Origin of the sequence: Pseudomonas sp. PHC1 (assembly GCF_046487845.1) — a bacterium.
GTDB lineage: Bacteria > Pseudomonadota > Gammaproteobacteria > Pseudomonadales > Pseudomonadaceae > Aquipseudomonas > Aquipseudomonas sputi.
The window spans coordinates 124179-140692 of record NZ_JBJXHJ010000010.1; the positions used below are offsets into that span (position 1 = coordinate 124179).

16 protein-coding genes are annotated in these 16514 nt (G+C 61.4%); 6 read left to right on the forward strand and 10 right to left on the reverse strand.

Features of this window, described 5'->3' with window-relative positions:
• Positions 1-8: 8 nt before the first annotated feature.
• From flgK to ACKJSM_RS15675, 7 genes are all read right to left on the reverse strand, one after another.
• On the reverse strand, positions 9-2054 hold the full coding sequence (gene flgK / locus ACKJSM_RS15645) for a flagellar hook-associated protein FlgK (RefSeq protein WP_236181643.1): 2046 nt from the start codon (positions 2052-2054) through the stop codon (positions 9-11).
• A 21-nt stretch (positions 2055-2075) separates the two neighbouring features.
• A complete protein-coding gene (gene flgJ / locus ACKJSM_RS15650; protein ID WP_410238199.1) occupies positions 2076-3368 on the reverse strand; it encodes a flagellar assembly peptidoglycan hydrolase FlgJ in 1293 nt (430 codons plus the stop codon).
• Between the two features lie 11 nt (positions 3369-3379).
• Positions 3380-4468, reverse strand: coding sequence for a flagellar basal body P-ring protein FlgI (locus ACKJSM_RS15655; protein ID WP_039765528.1), 1089 nt, complete (start codon positions 4466-4468; stop codon positions 3380-3382).
• 27 nt (positions 4469-4495) lie between these two features.
• Positions 4496-5191 (reverse strand): flagellar basal body L-ring protein FlgH, encoded by a 696-nt coding sequence (flgH, locus tag ACKJSM_RS15660; protein WP_410238200.1) that lies wholly within the window; start codon positions 5189-5191, stop codon positions 4496-4498.
• Between the two features lie 53 nt (positions 5192-5244).
• Complete coding sequence (gene flgG / locus ACKJSM_RS15665; RefSeq protein ID WP_007958342.1) at positions 5245-6030, reverse strand: flagellar basal-body rod protein FlgG; 786 nt, start codon at positions 6028-6030, stop codon at positions 5245-5247.
• 45 nt (positions 6031-6075) lie between these two features.
• Positions 6076-6816, reverse strand: a complete 741-nt coding sequence (locus ACKJSM_RS15670) for a flagellar basal body rod protein FlgF (RefSeq protein ID WP_007958343.1) — start codon at positions 6814-6816, stop codon at positions 6076-6078.
• Positions 6817-7071: 255 nt separating this feature from the next.
• The gene (locus ACKJSM_RS15675) at positions 7072-8637 is read right to left on the reverse strand and encodes a sigma-54-dependent transcriptional regulator (protein ID WP_236181645.1); all 1566 of its coding nucleotides are present in this window, start codon (positions 8635-8637) and stop codon (positions 7072-7074) included.
• Positions 8638-8917: 280 nt separating this feature from the next.
• On the opposite strand from ACKJSM_RS15675, the gene phhA reads away from it, so the two are divergent.
• From phhA to ACKJSM_RS15705, 6 genes are all read left to right on the forward strand, one after another.
• A complete protein-coding gene (gene phhA, locus ACKJSM_RS15680) occupies positions 8918-9709 on the forward strand; it encodes a phenylalanine 4-monooxygenase (RefSeq protein ID WP_236181646.1) in 792 nt (263 codons plus the stop codon).
• A gap of 110 nt (positions 9710-9819) precedes the next feature.
• Complete coding sequence (locus tag ACKJSM_RS15685; protein ID WP_003222798.1) at positions 9820-10176, forward strand: 4a-hydroxytetrahydrobiopterin dehydratase; 357 nt, start codon at positions 9820-9822, stop codon at positions 10174-10176.
• Positions 10176-11369 (forward strand): amino acid aminotransferase, encoded by a 1194-nt coding sequence (locus ACKJSM_RS15690; RefSeq protein ID WP_410238201.1) that lies wholly within the window; start codon positions 10176-10178, stop codon positions 11367-11369. The genes ACKJSM_RS15685 and ACKJSM_RS15690 overlap by 1 nt, the downstream gene beginning before the upstream one ends.
• A 238-nt stretch (positions 11370-11607) precedes the next feature.
• Positions 11608-11739 (forward strand): hypothetical protein, encoded by a 132-nt coding sequence (locus tag ACKJSM_RS15695; protein WP_007958347.1) that lies wholly within the window; start codon positions 11608-11610, stop codon positions 11737-11739.
• A 73-nt stretch (positions 11740-11812) separates the two neighbouring features.
• Entirely contained in the window at positions 11813-11992 is a 180-nt protein-coding gene (locus ACKJSM_RS15700) for a hypothetical protein (protein WP_007958348.1), read from the forward strand.
• 95 nt (positions 11993-12087) lie between these two features.
• Positions 12088-13275, forward strand: coding sequence for an MFS transporter (locus ACKJSM_RS15705; RefSeq protein WP_410238215.1), 1188 nt, complete (start codon positions 12088-12090; stop codon positions 13273-13275).
• Here ACKJSM_RS15705 and arfB read toward each other — a convergent pair.
• The 3 genes from arfB to ACKJSM_RS15720 all read right to left on the reverse strand — a co-directional run bounded on the left by arfB (position 13272) and on the right by ACKJSM_RS15720 (position 15924).
• Positions 13272-13685, reverse strand: a complete 414-nt coding sequence (gene arfB, locus ACKJSM_RS15710) for an alternative ribosome rescue aminoacyl-tRNA hydrolase ArfB (RefSeq protein ID WP_011333010.1) — start codon at positions 13683-13685, stop codon at positions 13272-13274. The two genes, ACKJSM_RS15705 and arfB, sit on opposite strands and share 4 nt — an antisense overlap.
• 21 nt (positions 13686-13706) lie before the next feature.
• Positions 13707-14402 carry a pentapeptide repeat-containing protein gene (locus ACKJSM_RS15715; protein WP_410238202.1) on the reverse strand — a complete coding sequence of 232 codons (696 nt, stop codon included), beginning with the start codon at positions 14400-14402 and terminating at the stop codon, positions 13707-13709.
• 106 nt (positions 14403-14508) lie between these two features.
• Entirely contained in the window at positions 14509-15924 is a 1416-nt protein-coding gene (locus ACKJSM_RS15720) for an amino acid permease (RefSeq protein ID WP_410238203.1), read from the reverse strand.
• Positions 15925-16514: the final 590 nt, after the last annotated feature.

Here is a 16514-nt window from a genome sequence, read left to right on the forward strand (position 1 = left end):
ACGGCTCCTTAAAGACTGTTGATCAGCGTGGCGAAGGTTTCCTGCGCAGCTTTGATGATCTGCGAAGACGCTGTGTAGTACTGCTGATACTTGACCAGGTTGCCGGTCTCTTCGTCCAGGTTGACCTGGGACAGCGAGTCCCGCGCCCCCTGGGCCTGATCCAGGATCACCGTGGTGGCCGCGCTGTCGGACTTGCCCTGGGCGGCCTGGGTACCGACGTTGGTCACCAGTTTGTTGTAGGCGTCGGTCAGGCTGATGCCCTTGCTCGCCGTGCCGGTGTCAACGGTCTGTTTGGTCTGCAAACCGACCAGCGCCTGGGCGTTGCGGTTGTCTGAAGAAGCTGCGCCGGTCAGGTTGATGGTGAAGGTTTCGCCGGACTTCGGCGTCGCGCCCACGGTGGTCTGCACGGTGAAGGTCTTTTGCACGTTAGGAATGACGGTGGTGTCCATCACCGGAGCACCGGTGGAATCGACCATGCCGATCTTCAGGTTCAGGGTGTTCGCCTGACCAGGAACGATGACGCCGGAGCCGATCGTGGCGCCCTTGGCGTCAACCATGTTGTAAGTCTGACTGCCGCTGGTGGTGGCGCCGAATACCAGTTTGACCGGGGTCGAATACTTGAGCGCGTTCTGCAGCTCCGCCTGAGCCGCCGGGTTGTAGATGTCGACAACGTCGGTCAGCGTCGGCTGAGTGTAGGTGCCCGAGTTGTTGGCACTGGCCACGCCGGTCAACGGTGCGGCTGCGGCGATTTTCTTCGGGTCGGTGAGCACGGTCTGGATGCTGGCCGCCGCGTTGCGGGTCGGGGTGATCTTGAACGTGTCGCCGGCGCTCAGGGCACCACCGTTGAGGGCCAGGGTAAAGCCGTCGATCACCGGAGGCGGTGTGGTCGTGGTGCTGAACGAACCCATGTCGGTGCCGTCGGAGCGCTTGACCGTGTAGTTGGTCGCGCTGGTGAAGGTGACCTGGTAGTCGCTGGTGGTCAGCTTGCCGGTGTCCTTGATGGTGACGTCAAGGTTGCCCGAACCTGCGCTGTTGCCGGACTGGGCAATACTGCGCTGGCTGATCAGGGCGGCACTGTTGATGTCGTTGAAAATCGCCGCGCCAAAGTCACCGTTCTTGTCGATGCCCTGGGCTTGCTGGCGGTTGATCTGGTCGGCAACGACCAGCGCCACACGGCCCAGTTCATTGAGTGCAGGATCGAGCACTTCCTTGCGATAGGTCAGAAGGCCGCCGATTTCACCACCGGTCATCGCCGAGGTGATGTCGATGGTGCTCGAACCACGATCCATCTGAATGCCCATGCGCGACGGGTCACCCTTGACCGGCACGGTGCTCAGGGTATTGGTGGTATTGCCGATGACCAACGGCTGGCCGCTGCCGATGTAGATGTCGAAGCTGGTGCCACGTTCAACGACTTGCGCGCCAGTCAGCTCGGAGAGCTGACGCACGGCCTCGTTACGGCTGTCGAGCAGATCGTTCGGCTGGCCGCCGCTGGTGGAGATCTCGCCGATCTTCTGGTTCAGCGTGGCAATCGAGGTTGCCAGTTTGTTCACCTGGGACGCCATGTCGGACAGGTTGCCATTGAGCGTGGCGTTCTGATCGTTCATCTGCTTGGCCAGCGCATTGAAGCGACTGGTCAGGGCCTGCGCGCCGGTCAGCACCGACTGGCGGGAAGTGTCGTCGGTGGCCGAGGTCGATACGCCTTGCATCGACGTGAAGAACTTCTGCAGCACACCGGTCAGGCCGGTATTGGTGTCGGACAGCGAGCCGTCCAGCGCGGTCGCCTGCGCACCGAAAGCGGCGGCTTCGCTATTGAGCGACGTGGCGGTACGCAGCTGAGATTCAAGGTAGGAGTTGTACACCCGGCGCACGTCGGCCAGGGTCGTACCGGTACCGATGAACACGTTGCCATACTGGATCGAGGACTTGGTGCCCTGCACGGTTTGCTGGCGTGAATAACCGGCGGTGTCGACGTTGGCAATGTTGTTACCCGTCACAGCCAGAGAGGACGAACTCGCGGCCAGTCCCGACATCCCGATATTGAGCAAACTCATGATTCAAACCTTACCTTGTGTTTATAAGGGCGTCGTTGAAACGCCGGCCGCAGCGTAGTTCTGATTGACCGTCATCTGCCTGGCAATCTGCGAAATCTTCGTCGCGTAGTTCGGGTCGGTCGCGTAACCGGCCTTTTGCAATTCGCGTACAAACTGTTCTGGGTTATCGGCCGACTTCAGCACATCTTGATAGCGATTATTGCTCTGCAGCAAAGTCACCAGATCGTGGAAGCTGTCCTTGTACGAGGCGTAGGAACGGAACTCGGCCGTCTCCTTGACCATCTGCCCGTTGCGGAATTCGCTGGTGATCGCCCGGGCCGAATCGCCCTTCCAGTTGCTGCTGGCCTTGATGCCGAACAGGTTGTGACTGCTGCTGCCGTCCTGGGCGCGCATGACCGATTTGCCCCAGCCGGTTTCCAGCGCAGCCTGAGCCACCAGATAACGCGGATCGACGCCGATGCGTGCCGCGGCTTCCTGCGCCATCGGCAGCATGGTGTTGACGAACTGGTCGGCGTTGCTGAATGCGCGCTTGGCGGGCGCCAGCGGGATCTGCGCCATGGCGCGGCCGTAAATCTGCATCTGTCCACCAGAGGCCTTGTCTGCCTCGGCGCGGGCCAGCCAGTCGCCGTTGTACAGCGGACCGGAACCGGTGACAGCGGCAGTCGTGGCGCGTTGCGGCAGTTGAGTGGCCGCCGCCGGCGTGGCCGAAGGCACAAGACCTGCGAGCAAGCGGTCCGCCAGTTTCGGCGGCAGTGCCAGACGACGCTGGTTGATCATTTGCATGTCGTTGCGATGGGACAGTTCGGTGTTCGGCGCATGCACCGAACGCGACGCCCACAGCGGACGCTCGCCATTGAGTCGCGACAACGGGCCATGGGTGGCCACGGTGCCGGCGGCAATCGGCGTGACCACATCAGCGGCCTTGGCCCTGGCTTCTTCCTGCTTGGCGGCGGATGCGGCCGCGGCCTCACCCGGCGCCATCGGCTTGTTCTTCGACATCTGGCGCATCAGCACGTCGGCCAGGCCAATACCCCCGCCCTCGCGGGACAGGGAAACCGCCAGCTGCTGGTCGTACATTTCCTGATACTGCTTGGCTGCCGGCGTGTTGAGCGGGTTGTCCTGGCCGAGCGCTTCGGTGGCCGAACGCATCGACTTGAGCATTTCCCCGAGAAACAGCGATTCGAATTCCTGCGCGACCTTGCGCATGTTCGCATCGCTGTTCTTGTCGCCGACCTTGAGCTGGTTCAGACGATTGAGGTCGGAGTACGAACCCGAATCGCTGCTGCTGACCAGACCGCTTTTGCGCATATCCATGGTCGCCGTCCTCAGATCACGATCAGGTCGGCTTGCAACGCGCCGGCCTGCTTCAGTGCTTCAAGGATGGCCATCAGGTCACCCGGCGCGGCGCCGACCTGGTTCACCGCACGGACGATCTCGTCGAGGGTGGTGCCCGGGCCGAACTTGAACATCGGCTTGGCTTCCTGTTCGGCATTCACCCGCGAGCGCGGCACCACGGCGGTCTGGCCGTTGGACAGCGGGCCCGGCTGGCTGACGATCGGGTCTTCGGTGATGGTCACGGTCAGGCTGCCGTGAGTCACAGCGGCCGGCGACACCTTCACGTTCTGGCCGATGACGATGGTGCCGGTACGCGAGTTGATGATGACTTTCGCCACCGCCTGACCCGGATCGACTTCGAGGTTTTCCAGGATCGACAGGTAGTCGACGCGCTGGCTCGGATCGAGCGGCGCGGTCACACGGATCGAACCGCCATCGATGGCCTGGGCCACGCCCGGGCCGAGCATGTCGTTGATCTTGTCGACGATGCGTTTGGCGGTGGTGAAGTCGGAGCGGTTGAGGTTCAGCGTCAGGCTGTTGCCCTGGTTGAAACCGCTCGGCACCGAACGCTCGACCGACGCCCCGCCAGGGATGCGACCGGCCGACGGAACGTTGACGGTGATCTTCGAACCATCACGACCTTCAGCATCGAAACCGCCGACCACCAGGTTGCCCTGGGCGATGGCGTAGACGTTGCCGTCGATACCCTTGAGCGGGGTCAGCAACAGGGTGCCGCCGCGCAGGCTCTTGGAGTTACCGATGGACGACACGGTGATGTCGACCTGCTGACCCGGTTTGGCGAACGCCGGCAGATCAGCACTCACCGACACTGCCGCAACGTTTTTCAGCTGCACGTTGCCCGATCCCGGCGGCACCTTGATGCCGAACTGCGAGAGCATGTTGTTGAAGGTCTGCAGGGTGAACGGGGTCTGCGTGGTCTGGTCGCCGGTGCCGTTAAGACCGACCACCAGGCCGTAACCGATCAACTGGTTGGAACGCACGCCGGAAATGCTGGCGATGTCCTTCAACCGTTCGGCTTGTGCATTGAAGGCCGCCGACAACAAAAATGCGGCCACCATGAGGCTTCTGAAATTCAACGTAGCCACCTAGAAAGGGAACAGCGGGCTGAGGAAGAAACGGTCGAACCAGCCTGGCTGACTCGCATCGGCGAACGAGCCGGTGCCCGAGTAGGTGATGCGCGCATCGGCGACCCGGGTCGAAGACACGGTGTTGTCGGTGGCGATGTCATCGGCACGCACGAGACCGGCGATCCGCACCAGCTCGTCGCCGGTGTTGAGGGTCATCCACTTTTCGCCACGCACGGCGATGATGCCGTTGGGCAGCACGTCGGCGACGGTCACGGTGATCGAGCCGGTCAGGGTATTGCCCTGGGCCGCCTTGCTGTCACCCTTGGTCGCGCGGTCGCCTTCGTAGCTGGCGCTCAGGCTCAGGTCATTGCTGCCGATCGGGTTGTTGGTGGTTGCACTGCTGCCGAACAGCGACGTCAGGCCGATGCCGGTCTTGCTGATCTTGGCCACCTGCGAGTTGGCGTTCTTGCTGGCCTGGGTTCTTTCGTTGAGGGTGATGGTGATGATGTCACCGACCCGAAAAGCCTTGCGGTCGCTGTACAGGTTCTGCTCGAAACCGGCCTGATAGATCGAGCCGTTGTTGGCGGCCGACGGCAACGGTGTGCGCGGCAACACCGGGGCGTAGTAAGGATCATTGGGCTTGGGCGTCGGAGCGACGCAGCCCGCGAGCGAGACGACCCCACTCAATGCCACAACAGATACAAAGCGCTTCATGACCCTTACCTCACGGTGTTGCAGGCGACCTCATGGCCGCCTCATAGACTTGATTACAGATTCTGCGTTACGAACGAGAGCATCTGGTCGGCGGTGGAGATCACCTTGGAGTTCATCTCGTACGCGCGCTGGGTGGTGATCATGTTGACCATCTCTTCCACGGTGCTGACGTTGGAGGTTTCCAGGGTGTTCTGCAGGGTGGTGCCGAAACCGTTCAGGCCCGGCGTGCCGACTTGCGGCGCACCGGAAGCGGCGGTTTCCAGGAACAGGTTGTTGCCCACCGCTTGCAGACCGGCCGGGTTGATGAAGTCGGCGGTTTGCAGGTTGCCGATCACTTGCGAAGCGGCGTTGCCGGCAACGGTGATCGACACGGTACCGTCGCGGCCGACCGTGAAGGTCTGGGCGTTGTTCGGGATGACGATGGCCGGCTCCAGGGCAAAACCGCTGGCGTTGACGATCTGGCCGTTGGAGTCGAGGTGGAAAGTACCGTCACGGGTGTAGGACGTGGTGCCGTCCGGCTGCAGAATCTGGAAGAAACCGCGCCCGTCGATGGCCATGTCCAGCGGCTGCTCGGTGGTTTGCAGGCTGCCGGCGGTGAAGTTCTTCTGAGTGCCGACGATGCGCACACCGGTCCCCACTTGCAGACCCGACGGCAGTTCGCTGTCCTGGGTCGACTGGGCGCCTGGCTGACGCTTGATCTGGTACAGCAGGTCCTGGAACTCGGCGCGGTCACGTTTGAAACCCGTGGTCGACACGTTTGCCAGGTTGTTGGAAATGGTGGTCAGGTTGGTGTCCTGGGCGGACAGACCGGTTTTGGCAACCCATAGAGCCGGAAGCATTCGATTCTCCTCGTGCGCCTGTTTTACGGCGCGACGTTCTGATAATTAGCTGATCTGCAAGACCCGAGCCATGGCCTGGTCGTCGTCTTTGGCGGTGTTCATCATCTTGACGTGCAACTCGAACTGCTTGGCCAGGGCCAGCACCGACGTCATCTCTTCCACGGCATTGACGTTGCTCGACTCCAGGAAACCCGACACCAGCTTGACGTTGGCATCGGCCGGCGCAGGCTGGCCGTCCTTGGTGTAGATCGAACCGTCCAGGCCCTTGTTCATGTTCTTGATGTCCGGGTTGACCAGCTTGATCCGGTCGACTTCAGCCATGACGCGCGGGCCTTCGCCCATCGCACGAATGCTGATGGTGCCGTCTTCACCGACTTCCACCTGCTGCTCCGGCGGTACGGCGATCGGCCCTCCATTGCCCATGACCGGCATGCCGTTGCCGGCACGCAACACACCAAGGGCATCGATATTGAGGCTGCCGGTGCGCACATAGCTTTCACCGCCGTTGGGGTTCTGCACGGCGATCCAGCCATTGCCCGACACGGCGACGTCGAGGTCACGGCCGGTCTGCACCAGCGAACCTGGCGTGAAGTCGGTGGCGGGCCGTTCGCTCATGGCAAACGCACGCGCCGGAAAGCTGTCACCGAACACCGGCATCGAACGCGCCTGCTCCAGGTCGCGCTGAAAACCATTGGTGGAGATGTTCGCCAGGTTGTTGGCATGAGCCTTTTGCGCCAGTGCGTTCTGGCTGGCGCCGGTCATTGCCACATAAAGGTACTTGTCCACACTCTTTCCTCTGCATGCCGGACGTTTGCCGCCCACCGCTGTACTGCTGAGCCATAAGCAATTTGCAGACCAACTTTTTTCTGGCGGCCGACACCCCGGTAAACAAAGGACTTGAGGGGTTTTGCGCAAAGGAGGGAAATGTATCGAAGACGAAAAACCGGCGGTGTCATGCCGCTTGGCGGCAAACACCTGACCCTGATCGCGGATCGTTCCCACGTCGAAGCGTCCGAGTGGGAACGCTCAGCGTGGGTGTGATCAGGCGCTGCCTGACTCCTTACCGACTTCGTACTCACGCAACTTGTTGGCAATCGTGGTGTGAGAAACCCCCAGCCGCTTGCCCAGTTGCCGACTGCTCGGGTGCTCGGAATACAAACGCTCCAGCACCGCCTTCTCGAAGCGCCCGACAATCTCGTCGAGCCCGCCTTCGAGGGAAAAATCGCCAAGCGGCTGACGCACACCGTAATCCGGCAAGCGAATGTGCTCGGCCTTGACCGTGCCGCCGTCGCACAGCGAAACCGCCTGAAACAGCACGTTCTCCAGTTGCCGCACGTTGCCCGGCCAATGGTAGTGACTGAGTCGGTCCATCGCCGCTGGCGCCAACCTCGGCAGCGCGCAGCCGATCTGCCGGCTGGCCTGATCGAGGAAATGTTCCACCAGCGGCGTCAAACCGTCGAGGCATTCGCGCAGGGGCGGGATATGCAGCGACAGCACGTTCAAGCGGTGATACAAATCCTGGCGAAACTCGCCTCGAGCGCACAACTCCGACAGGTCCACCTGGGTTGCGCAGATCACCCGCACATCCAGATAAACCTCTTCATCACTGCCCACCCGCCGGAAGCAGCCGTCCTGCAGGAAACGCAGCAATTTCACCTGCAAGCGCGGGCTCATTTCGCCGACGCCATCGAGAAACAGCGTGCCACCCGCTGTCAGCTCCAGCAGCCCGAGCTTGCCTTCGGCCCGCGCCCCTTCAAAGGCACCGGGGCCATAGCCGAACAGCTCGGTCTCGGCCATCGACTCCGGCAACCCCGCGCAGTTGAGCGCCATCAACGGTGACTGCCCACGCGGGCTCGCCAGGTGACAGGCCCGCGCCAGCAATTCCTTGCCGGTGCCGGTTTCACCTTCAATCAGCAGCGGTGCATCCAGCGGCGCCATGCGTCGTGCTTCGCGCACCACCGCCGCCATCACCTTGGAGCTCTGAAAGATGCTGTCGAAGCCACGCAATTCCTGCTTGCGCACGTTGTAGATGCGCTCGCCGACGCGGTCCGCCCGGTGCAAGGTCAGCACGGCACCGGCCATGGCCTCACTGTCATCGTGCTCCGATTGCAGCGGCGCGATGTCGGCCAGAAAGATGTCGCCCTTGACCTTGACCCGCATGCCGTTGATTCGCGATTTGTTGGCGCGCACCAGTTCCGGCAGGTCGAAATCCTCGGCGTAACGCGACAGCGGAATCCCCGGCACCTCGTCCACCCGCACCCCGAGCAACTGCGCCGCCGCCCGGTTGGCCGCCACGATGGAGCCGCCCATGTCGATCGACAGCACCGGAAACTCCAGCGCACCGAGCAGCGCATTCAATTCCATGTGCCGCCGCTCGCTGGGCATCAGCCCTACCCGCTTGACGCCAAAGACCCCGGCAATCGCCTCGAACTTGGGCCGCAGCGCCTGGAACTGAATGTTGATCAGGTTCGGGCAATGCAGGTAGATCGCGTTGCCATGCTCACCACCCACCTCGCCACGGGCGACGTTGATCCCGTACTCCACCAACAGATTGAGAATGTCGCGCAGGATGCCGATGCGGTTCTGGCAGTGGACTTTGATACGCATATAAAGGCCCGAAACAGGTGAGGAGACGGTCTGACACCGGAATTTTCTGCGCAGCGCGCAAGATAGTCGTCAAGATTATGTGACAGCCATCGACCTTTTCAAACCCGACAGTCACCGCAAACAGGACTTAACGCACAAAGCGTAACGAAAACTTTACGAATTAAAGAGATTTTTCCTACTCAACCGATCATCAACCTGCTGCAACAACGAACGCGCTGGGGTATTTCTCAGTCCATCGCAGGACATAACAAGAACGAAATTCCCCTCGCAGGAGAGCAGTATGAAGCAGACGCAATACGTGGCCCGCGAGCCCGATGCGCAAGGTTTTATCGACTACCCCGCCGAAGAACATGCGGTGTGGAACACGCTGATCACCCGCCAGATGAAAGTGATCGAGGGGCGCGCGTGCCAGGAATACCTGGACGGTATCGAAAAACTCGGCCTGCCCCACGACCGCATTCCGCAACTGGGCGAAATCAACAAGGTGCTCGGCCAGACCACCGGTTGGCAGGTCGCCCGCGTCCCGGCGCTGATCCCCTTCCAGACTTTTTTCGAATTGCTCGCCAGCAAGCAGTTTCCGGTGGCCACGTTCATTCGCACCCGTGAAGAACTGGATTACCTGCAAGAGCCGGACATTTTCCACGAGATCTTTGGCCACTGCCCATTGCTGACCAACCCCTGGTTTGCCGAATTCACCCACACCTACGGCAAGCTCGGCCTGCAGGCGACCAAGGAAGAACGCGTTTATCTGGCGCGCCTGTACTGGATGACCATCGAGTTCGGCCTGGTCGACACCCCGCAAGGCAAACGCATCTACGGCGGCGGCATCCTGTCCTCGCCGAAAGAAACCGTTTACTCGCTGTCGGACGAGCCCGAGCATCAGGCCTTCGATCCGCTGGAGGCCATGCGCACGCCGTACCGCATCGACATCCTGCAACCGCTGTATTTTGTCCTGCCGAACCTCAAGCGCCTGTTCGACCTGGCCCACGAAGACATCATGGCCATGGTCAAGCAAGGCATGCAGCTGGGTCTGCACGCCCCGAAGTTTCCGCCTAAACCGAAAGCCGCGTGACCCGCGACTTTTGCTTACAAGTGAGCCTGTCAGTCGTCGCCACTTTGGTTTAGCGTGGCGACTTTGACGGCCAATATAAAAAAACACCTTCAGATTTCAGGAAGTCCACCATGTCCACGTTGAACCAAGCCCATTGCGAAGCCTGCCGTGCCGATGCTCCACAAGTCAGTGACGAAGAATTGCCGATCCTGATCAAGCAGATCCCTGACTGGAACATCGAAGTGCGTGACAGCATCATGCAGCTGGAAAAAGTGTTCCTGTTCAAGAATTTCAAGCACGCGCTGGCTTTCACCAACGCCGTCGGCGAAATCTCCGAGGCCGAAGGTCACCACCCGGGCCTGCTGACCGAGTGGGGCAAAGTCACCGTGACCTGGTGGAGCCACTCGATCAAGGGCCTGCACCGCAACGACTTCATCATGGCCGCGCGCACTGACGAAGTGGCCAAGACCGCAGAAGGACGCAAGTAATGCACTTCGACGCCATCGGCCGGGTGCCCGGCGACCCGATCCTCGGCCTGATGGAGGCCTACGCGCAGGACGCCAACCCGCGCAAGTTCGACCTCGGCGTGGGCGTCTACAAGGATGCCCAGGGCCTGACACCGATCCCCGAGGCGGTGAAAATCGCCGAGGCGCGGCTGGTCGAGAGCCAGGACACCAAGACCTACATCGGTGGCCACGGCAATCCGCTGTTCGGTAAGGTCATCAGCGAATTGGTGCTCGGTGCCGATTCGGCGCTGATCGCCGAGCAACGCGCCGACGCCACCCAGACCCCGGGCGGCACGGGCGCCCTGCGCCTGGCAGCGGATTTCATCGCGCAATGCCTGCCGGGCAAGGGCGTCTGGCTGAGCAACCCGACCTGGCCGATCCACGAAACGATTTTCGCGGCCGCCGGGGTCAAGATCAGCCATTACCCGTACGTTGGCAGCGACAACCGCCTCGACGTCGATGGCATGCTCGCCGTACTCAACGAAGTGCCGAAAGGCGATGTGGTGCTGCTGCATGCATGCTGCCACAACCCGACCGGTTTCGACCTGAGCCACGACGACTGGCAGCGGGTGCTGGACGTCGTTCGTCGTCGCGATCTGCTGCCGCTGATCGATTTTGCCTACCAGGGCTTTGGCGACGGTCTGGAGCAGGATGCGTGGTCAACCCGGCTGTTCGCCGCCGAGTTGCCCGAACTGCTGATCACCAGTTCCTGTTCGAAGAACTTCGGCCTGTACCGCGACCGCACCGGTGCGTTGATCGTCAGCGCGAAAACCGCCGACAAGCTCATCGACATCCGCAGCCAGCTGGCGCACATCGCCCGCAACCTGTGGTCGACGCCACCGGATCACGGCGCGGCCGTGGTCGCCACGATCCTCGCCGACCCGGAGCTGAAACGCCGCTGGGCCGACGAAGTCGAAGCCATGCGTCTGCGCATCGCCCAGTTGCGCAGCGGTCTGGTGGAAGCGCTGGAACCGCACGGTCTGCGCGAGCGTTTTGCGCACATTGGCGTGCAACGCGGGATGTTCTCCTACACTGGCCTGTCGCCGGAACAGGTGAAAAACCTGCGCGAGCATCACAGCGTGTACATGGTCAGCTCGGGCCGGGCCAACGTTGCCGGGATTGACGCGACGCGCCTCGACCTGCTGGCCGAAGCGATCGCCAACGCCTGCCAATAACTCCCTCCTGGTCTTGATCGTTCCCACGTCGAGGCGTCCGCGTGGGAACGATCATCGCGAGCAGGCTCGCTCCTACATTTGCCCTGCGTCACCCTGTCGCACTTGTCTAGACAATCCCGCCCGTCGAACCAAATGGATTTAAAAGTCTGATTGTCATTTTTCTTGCTGTATCCTGCTCAAGCTTTCTGAAAGCGCGGATCTACCAGATCTATCAACAGACTTAGCGAGGAGCGCAACCATGCACGAGATTCCGAATCTCCCCTTCCCAAGCCTGCACGAAACTGAGCAGACGACCACGCAACAAGCCGGTGCCCAACAGCCCGAGCCGAAAGAAGCCGCCGAGAGCCGTCCGGCCGACAGCGAAGAGTAAGCAACACCCGCCGTACAGACCGTGTGGAAAGCGCTAACATGCGCTTTCCACACTGCCTGAAACTTGAGTTGCCATGTCCAAAGAATTCGATGAACAACAGGCCGAGATCCTGATCGGCGCCACCGAAAAGATGATCGAGATCTGGAGCCGCCTCTCGCCCGAGAAACAGGCCGCCCTGCTCGCCCGTTTCGGCAGCGAAGAAAACGCGCTGGCCGCCCTGGTCACCACACAATTGGTCGCCCCGGCCAAATAGTTTTACTTTTCCCCGCCCCAGACCCGTCTGCATCGGTATCATGAGCAGCCTATCTAATCTGCTCTTCCCGTGGATCGTTATTCATGTCGCCCTCTATGCCAGAACCCCAGCGCCCCCTGGCGGTCACGCTGCAAGTCGTTTCCATTGTCCTGTTCACCTTCATCGGCTACCTGAACATCGGCATTCCGCTGGCGGTGTTGCCCGGCTATGTGCACAGCGACCTGGGCTTCGGCGCGGTCATCGCCGGGCTGGTGATCAGCGTGCAATACCTGGCCACCCTGCTCAGCCGCCCGTATGCCGGCAAGATCATCGACAACCAGGGCAGCAAACATGCGGTGATGATCGGTCTGGCCGGTTGTGGCTTGAGCGGCGTATTCATGTTGATTTCGGCGTGGACACCCCACCTGCCGCTGCTGAGCCTGATCAGCCTGTTCGTCGGCCGCCTGGTGCTGGGCAGTGCTGAAAGCCTGGTCGGGTCAGGCTCGATCGGCTGGGGCATCGGCCGGGTCGGCGCCGCCAACACCGCCAAAGTCATCTCGTGGAACGGCATCGCCAGTTACGGCGCGCTGGCGATCGGTGCGCCGCTTGGAGTGTGGCTGGTCAGCCGTTTTGGTCTGTGGAGCATGGGCGTGAGTATTCTGCTGCTCGCCACGCTGGGGCTGTTGCTGGCTTGGCCGAAGACCGCCGCGCCGATCGTGGCCGGTGAGCGTCTGCCATTCATGCACGTTCTCGGCCGCGTCTTCCCGCACGGCTGCGGGCTGGCGCTGGGCTCGATCGGTTTCGGCACCATCGCCACGTTCATCACCCTGTATTACGCCACGCAGCACTGGGATACCGCGGTGCTGTGCCTGAGCCTGTTCGGCGCCAGCTTCATCGGTGCGCGACTTTTGTTCGGCAACCTGATCAACCGCCTCGGCGGCTTTCGCGTGGCGATTGCCTGCCTGACGGTGGAAACCTTGGGCTTGCTGCTGCTGTGGCTGGCGCCGGACGCGCATTGGGCACTGGCTGGCGCAGCACTGAGCGGTTTCGGTTTCTCGCTGGTGTTTCCGGCGCTGGGGGTGGAAGCCGTGAACCTGGTGCCCGCCTCCAGCCGTGGCGCGGCGGTCGGGGCTTATTCGTTGTTCATCGACTTGTCGCTGGGCATCACCGGACCGCTGGCGGGAGCCATTGCTGCGGGCTTCGGTTTTGCCTCGATCTTCCTGTTCGCCGCCCTCGCAGCGCTGAGCGGCCTGGCCTTGAGCGTCTATCTCTACCACCACACGACCAAGTACCGCGAAGGCTAGAAATCCACCTTGCCGCGCCCGGCCTTGATGCTGCCGCGCTTGGTCTTCGATTCGAGCCGACGCTTTTTTGAACCCAGTGTCGGTTTGGTCGGCCGGCGCTTCTTCTCGACTTTAGTGGCGCTGAGGATCAGCTCGGTCAGACGCTCCAGCGCATCGGCGCGATTCTGTTCCTGCGTGCGGTACTGCTGGGCCTTGATGATCAGCACGCCGTCACCGGTGATGCGACTGTCGCGCAGCGCCAGCAGTCGTTCCTTGTAGAACTCGGGCAAGGACGAGGCCGGAATGTCGAAGCGCAGGTGCACGGCGCTGGAGACCTTGTTGACGTTCTGCCCACCGGCGCCCTGGGCGCGGATGTACGTCAGTTCGATCTCGGCATCCGGCAGATGCACGTTGTTGGAAATCACCAGCATGGAAACTCTACCTTCAAGTCGCTAAGCGACAGACAATCCCAGTTCCGACAACAGCATCGACGCCTGGGCCCGGGAAATCAGCGCCCCTTTGAACAGTTTGGCATCGTTGAGCCGAAAACCGCTCAGATCGGCACCGCGCAGATCAGCATCGGTAAACCTCGCGCCGTTGATACGTGCGTGAGCCAGGCTGCACTCGACGAACTCGGCCTTGCGAAAGTCCGCATCGCTCAAATCCGCATCGGAGAAATCCAGCCCGTTCAATGTCGTGCGGGCGAACGACATACCGGCCAGAAACGCGCTGTTGAGCCGGGTCTCGCTGAACGACAGCCCCAGACTGGACGTGTGACTGAGGTTGGCGCCGGTCAGCTTGCAACCCGTGAAAACAACCTGCGCCAGTTTCGCCCGCTGCCAGCGTGTGTTGTTCAAATCGCAGCTGCTGAACGAGGCCTCCAGCAACTGGGCCGCCTCGAATACTGCGTGAGCCCCACGACAGCCCTTCCATTGAGTCTCCTCCAGGCGAGCCCCCAGCAATAGCGTGCGCAGCAGAATGCAGCGCTGGAACTCGGCGCGATCCAGTATCAGGCGCGACAGATCGACATCGGTGAAATCCACCCCGATAAACCGCAGCGGCAAGCGCTGGGACGCGATCAACGCCTGCACCTCATCGCGCGTCAGCGCGCCCCCCTCGATCTCGCAGTGTGTTTGCACCTGATCCATGCCCGACTCCTTCGATTCATTTGGCGCCGGCAGTCTATCGTCACTTCGCGTAGGACCGGGCACAAAAAAGCCGGCAGAAGCCGGCTATTTTGTTGTCATCCGTTGCCTACTTGGCCGCGGCCGAGAGCAACGCGCGTTGATCGCTGCGCTTGTTCTTGATCACGTAGCAGACCCACATGAACACCACCCACACCGGAATCGCGTACACCGAGACCTGAATGCCCGGAATCAGCAGCATCACACCGAGGATGAACAGGACGAACGCCAGGCAGACGTAGTTGCCGTACGGATACCACAGCGCCTTGAACAGCGGCTTCTGGTGGGTCTTGTTCATGTGCTGGCGGAACTTGAAGTGCGAGAAGCTGATCATCGCCCAGTTGATCACCAGCGTTGCAACCACCAGCGACATCAGCAGTTCCAGCGCGTGTTGCGGGATCAGGTAGTTAAGCAGCACGGCCACCAGAGTCACCGCCGCCGACGCCAGGATCGAACGCACCGGCACGCCGCGCTTGTCGATCTTCGCCAGCGCCTTCGGCGCATCGCCCTGCTCGGCCATGCCCAGCAGCATGCGGCTGTTGCAGTAGGTGCCGCTGTTGTACACCGACAAGGCCGCCGTCAGGACCACGAAGTTGAGGATGTGCGCGGCGGTGTTGCTGCCGAGCATCGAGAACACCTGCACGAACGGGCTGCCGCTGTAGGAATCGCCCGAAGCATTAAGCGTTTCCAGCAGGCTGTCCCACGGGGTCAGCGACAGCAGGATCACCAGTGCGCCGATGTAGAAAATCAGGATCCGGTAGATCACCTGATTGATCGCTTTCGGGATCACGGTTTTCGGCTTGTCGGCTTCGGCTGCGGTGAAACCGAGCATTTCCAGGCCACCGAAGGAGAACATGATGATCGCCATGGCCATCACCAGACCGCTGACGCCGTTCGGGAAAAAGCCGCCGTGGGACCACAGGTTGCTCACCGCCGCCTGCTCGCCACCGTGGCCGCTGACCAGCAGGTAGCTGCCCAGGGCGATCATGCCGACGATCGCCACGACCTTGATGATCGCGAACCAGAATTCGGCTTCACCGAAGACTTTGACGTTGGCCAGGTTGATCGCATTGATCAGCACGAAGAATGCGGCTGCAGTGACCCAGCTCGGGATCTCCGGCGCCCAGTAGTGGATGTATTTGCCGACCGCGGTCAGCTCCGACATGCCCACCAGGATGTACAGGATCCAGCAGTTCCAGCCCGACAGGAAGCCGGCGAAGCCGCCCCAGTATTTGTGTGCAAAGTGACTGAAGGAACCGGCCACCGGCTCTTCGACAATCATCTCGCCGAGCTGGCGCATGATCATGAAGGCGATGAAGCCGCAGATGGCATAGCCGAGGATCATCGACGGCCCGGCGGATTTCAGCACCCCGGCAGAGCCGAGGAACAATCCGGTACCGATCGCGCCACCGAGGGCGATCAGTTGAATATGGCGATTTTTCAGGCCGCGTTTCAGCTCGCCTGATTGCGAGTTTTGTCCACTCATGAAAAAGGTCTCACGCAAGGTTTGATGATGTTCAGTAGACGTTGCTGCAAGGTTGCGATTTCAGCCAACCCTGATCAAACCCCAGCGCAGGCACCAGGAATTCAGCTTTTTTACAACGGTCATGCGTCACCTGTTTGTTTTTATCTGTGACGAAATCGAACCCGACACGCTTGTGACGCGGCGGAGTGAACAAGGCGGATAAACCTTGAGGTTTGCGCGATTACGCAGAGGGTCACAGTTAAAACGCGGCGCATTGTACACCGCTAACCCCCTGCTGCCAGACCTCGCCGGATCAGCGTGTCGGTTGCCGGGATTGCGTGTGTCCACCCCGGGAGGCCCGGGCGGCTGCAAAAATTGAGTCAGGCCTTTGCAGGCCTTCGGCGGGGACGATGGAAAATCCGCCCCACGTGGAGAAGTGAAAATGGATAACGGCGTTCATTGCGCCTCCTTCTTGTTATGCACCTGCACGACAGGCATGCAGCGCATCTCACCTTCCAAACGACGCTGAAACAAGCGCGCCAGCGCACTGCGCAAGGCCCGGCGCGCTTGGCTGCGGCAGATTTTCCTTACAGCCGGACAACGCCACCTGA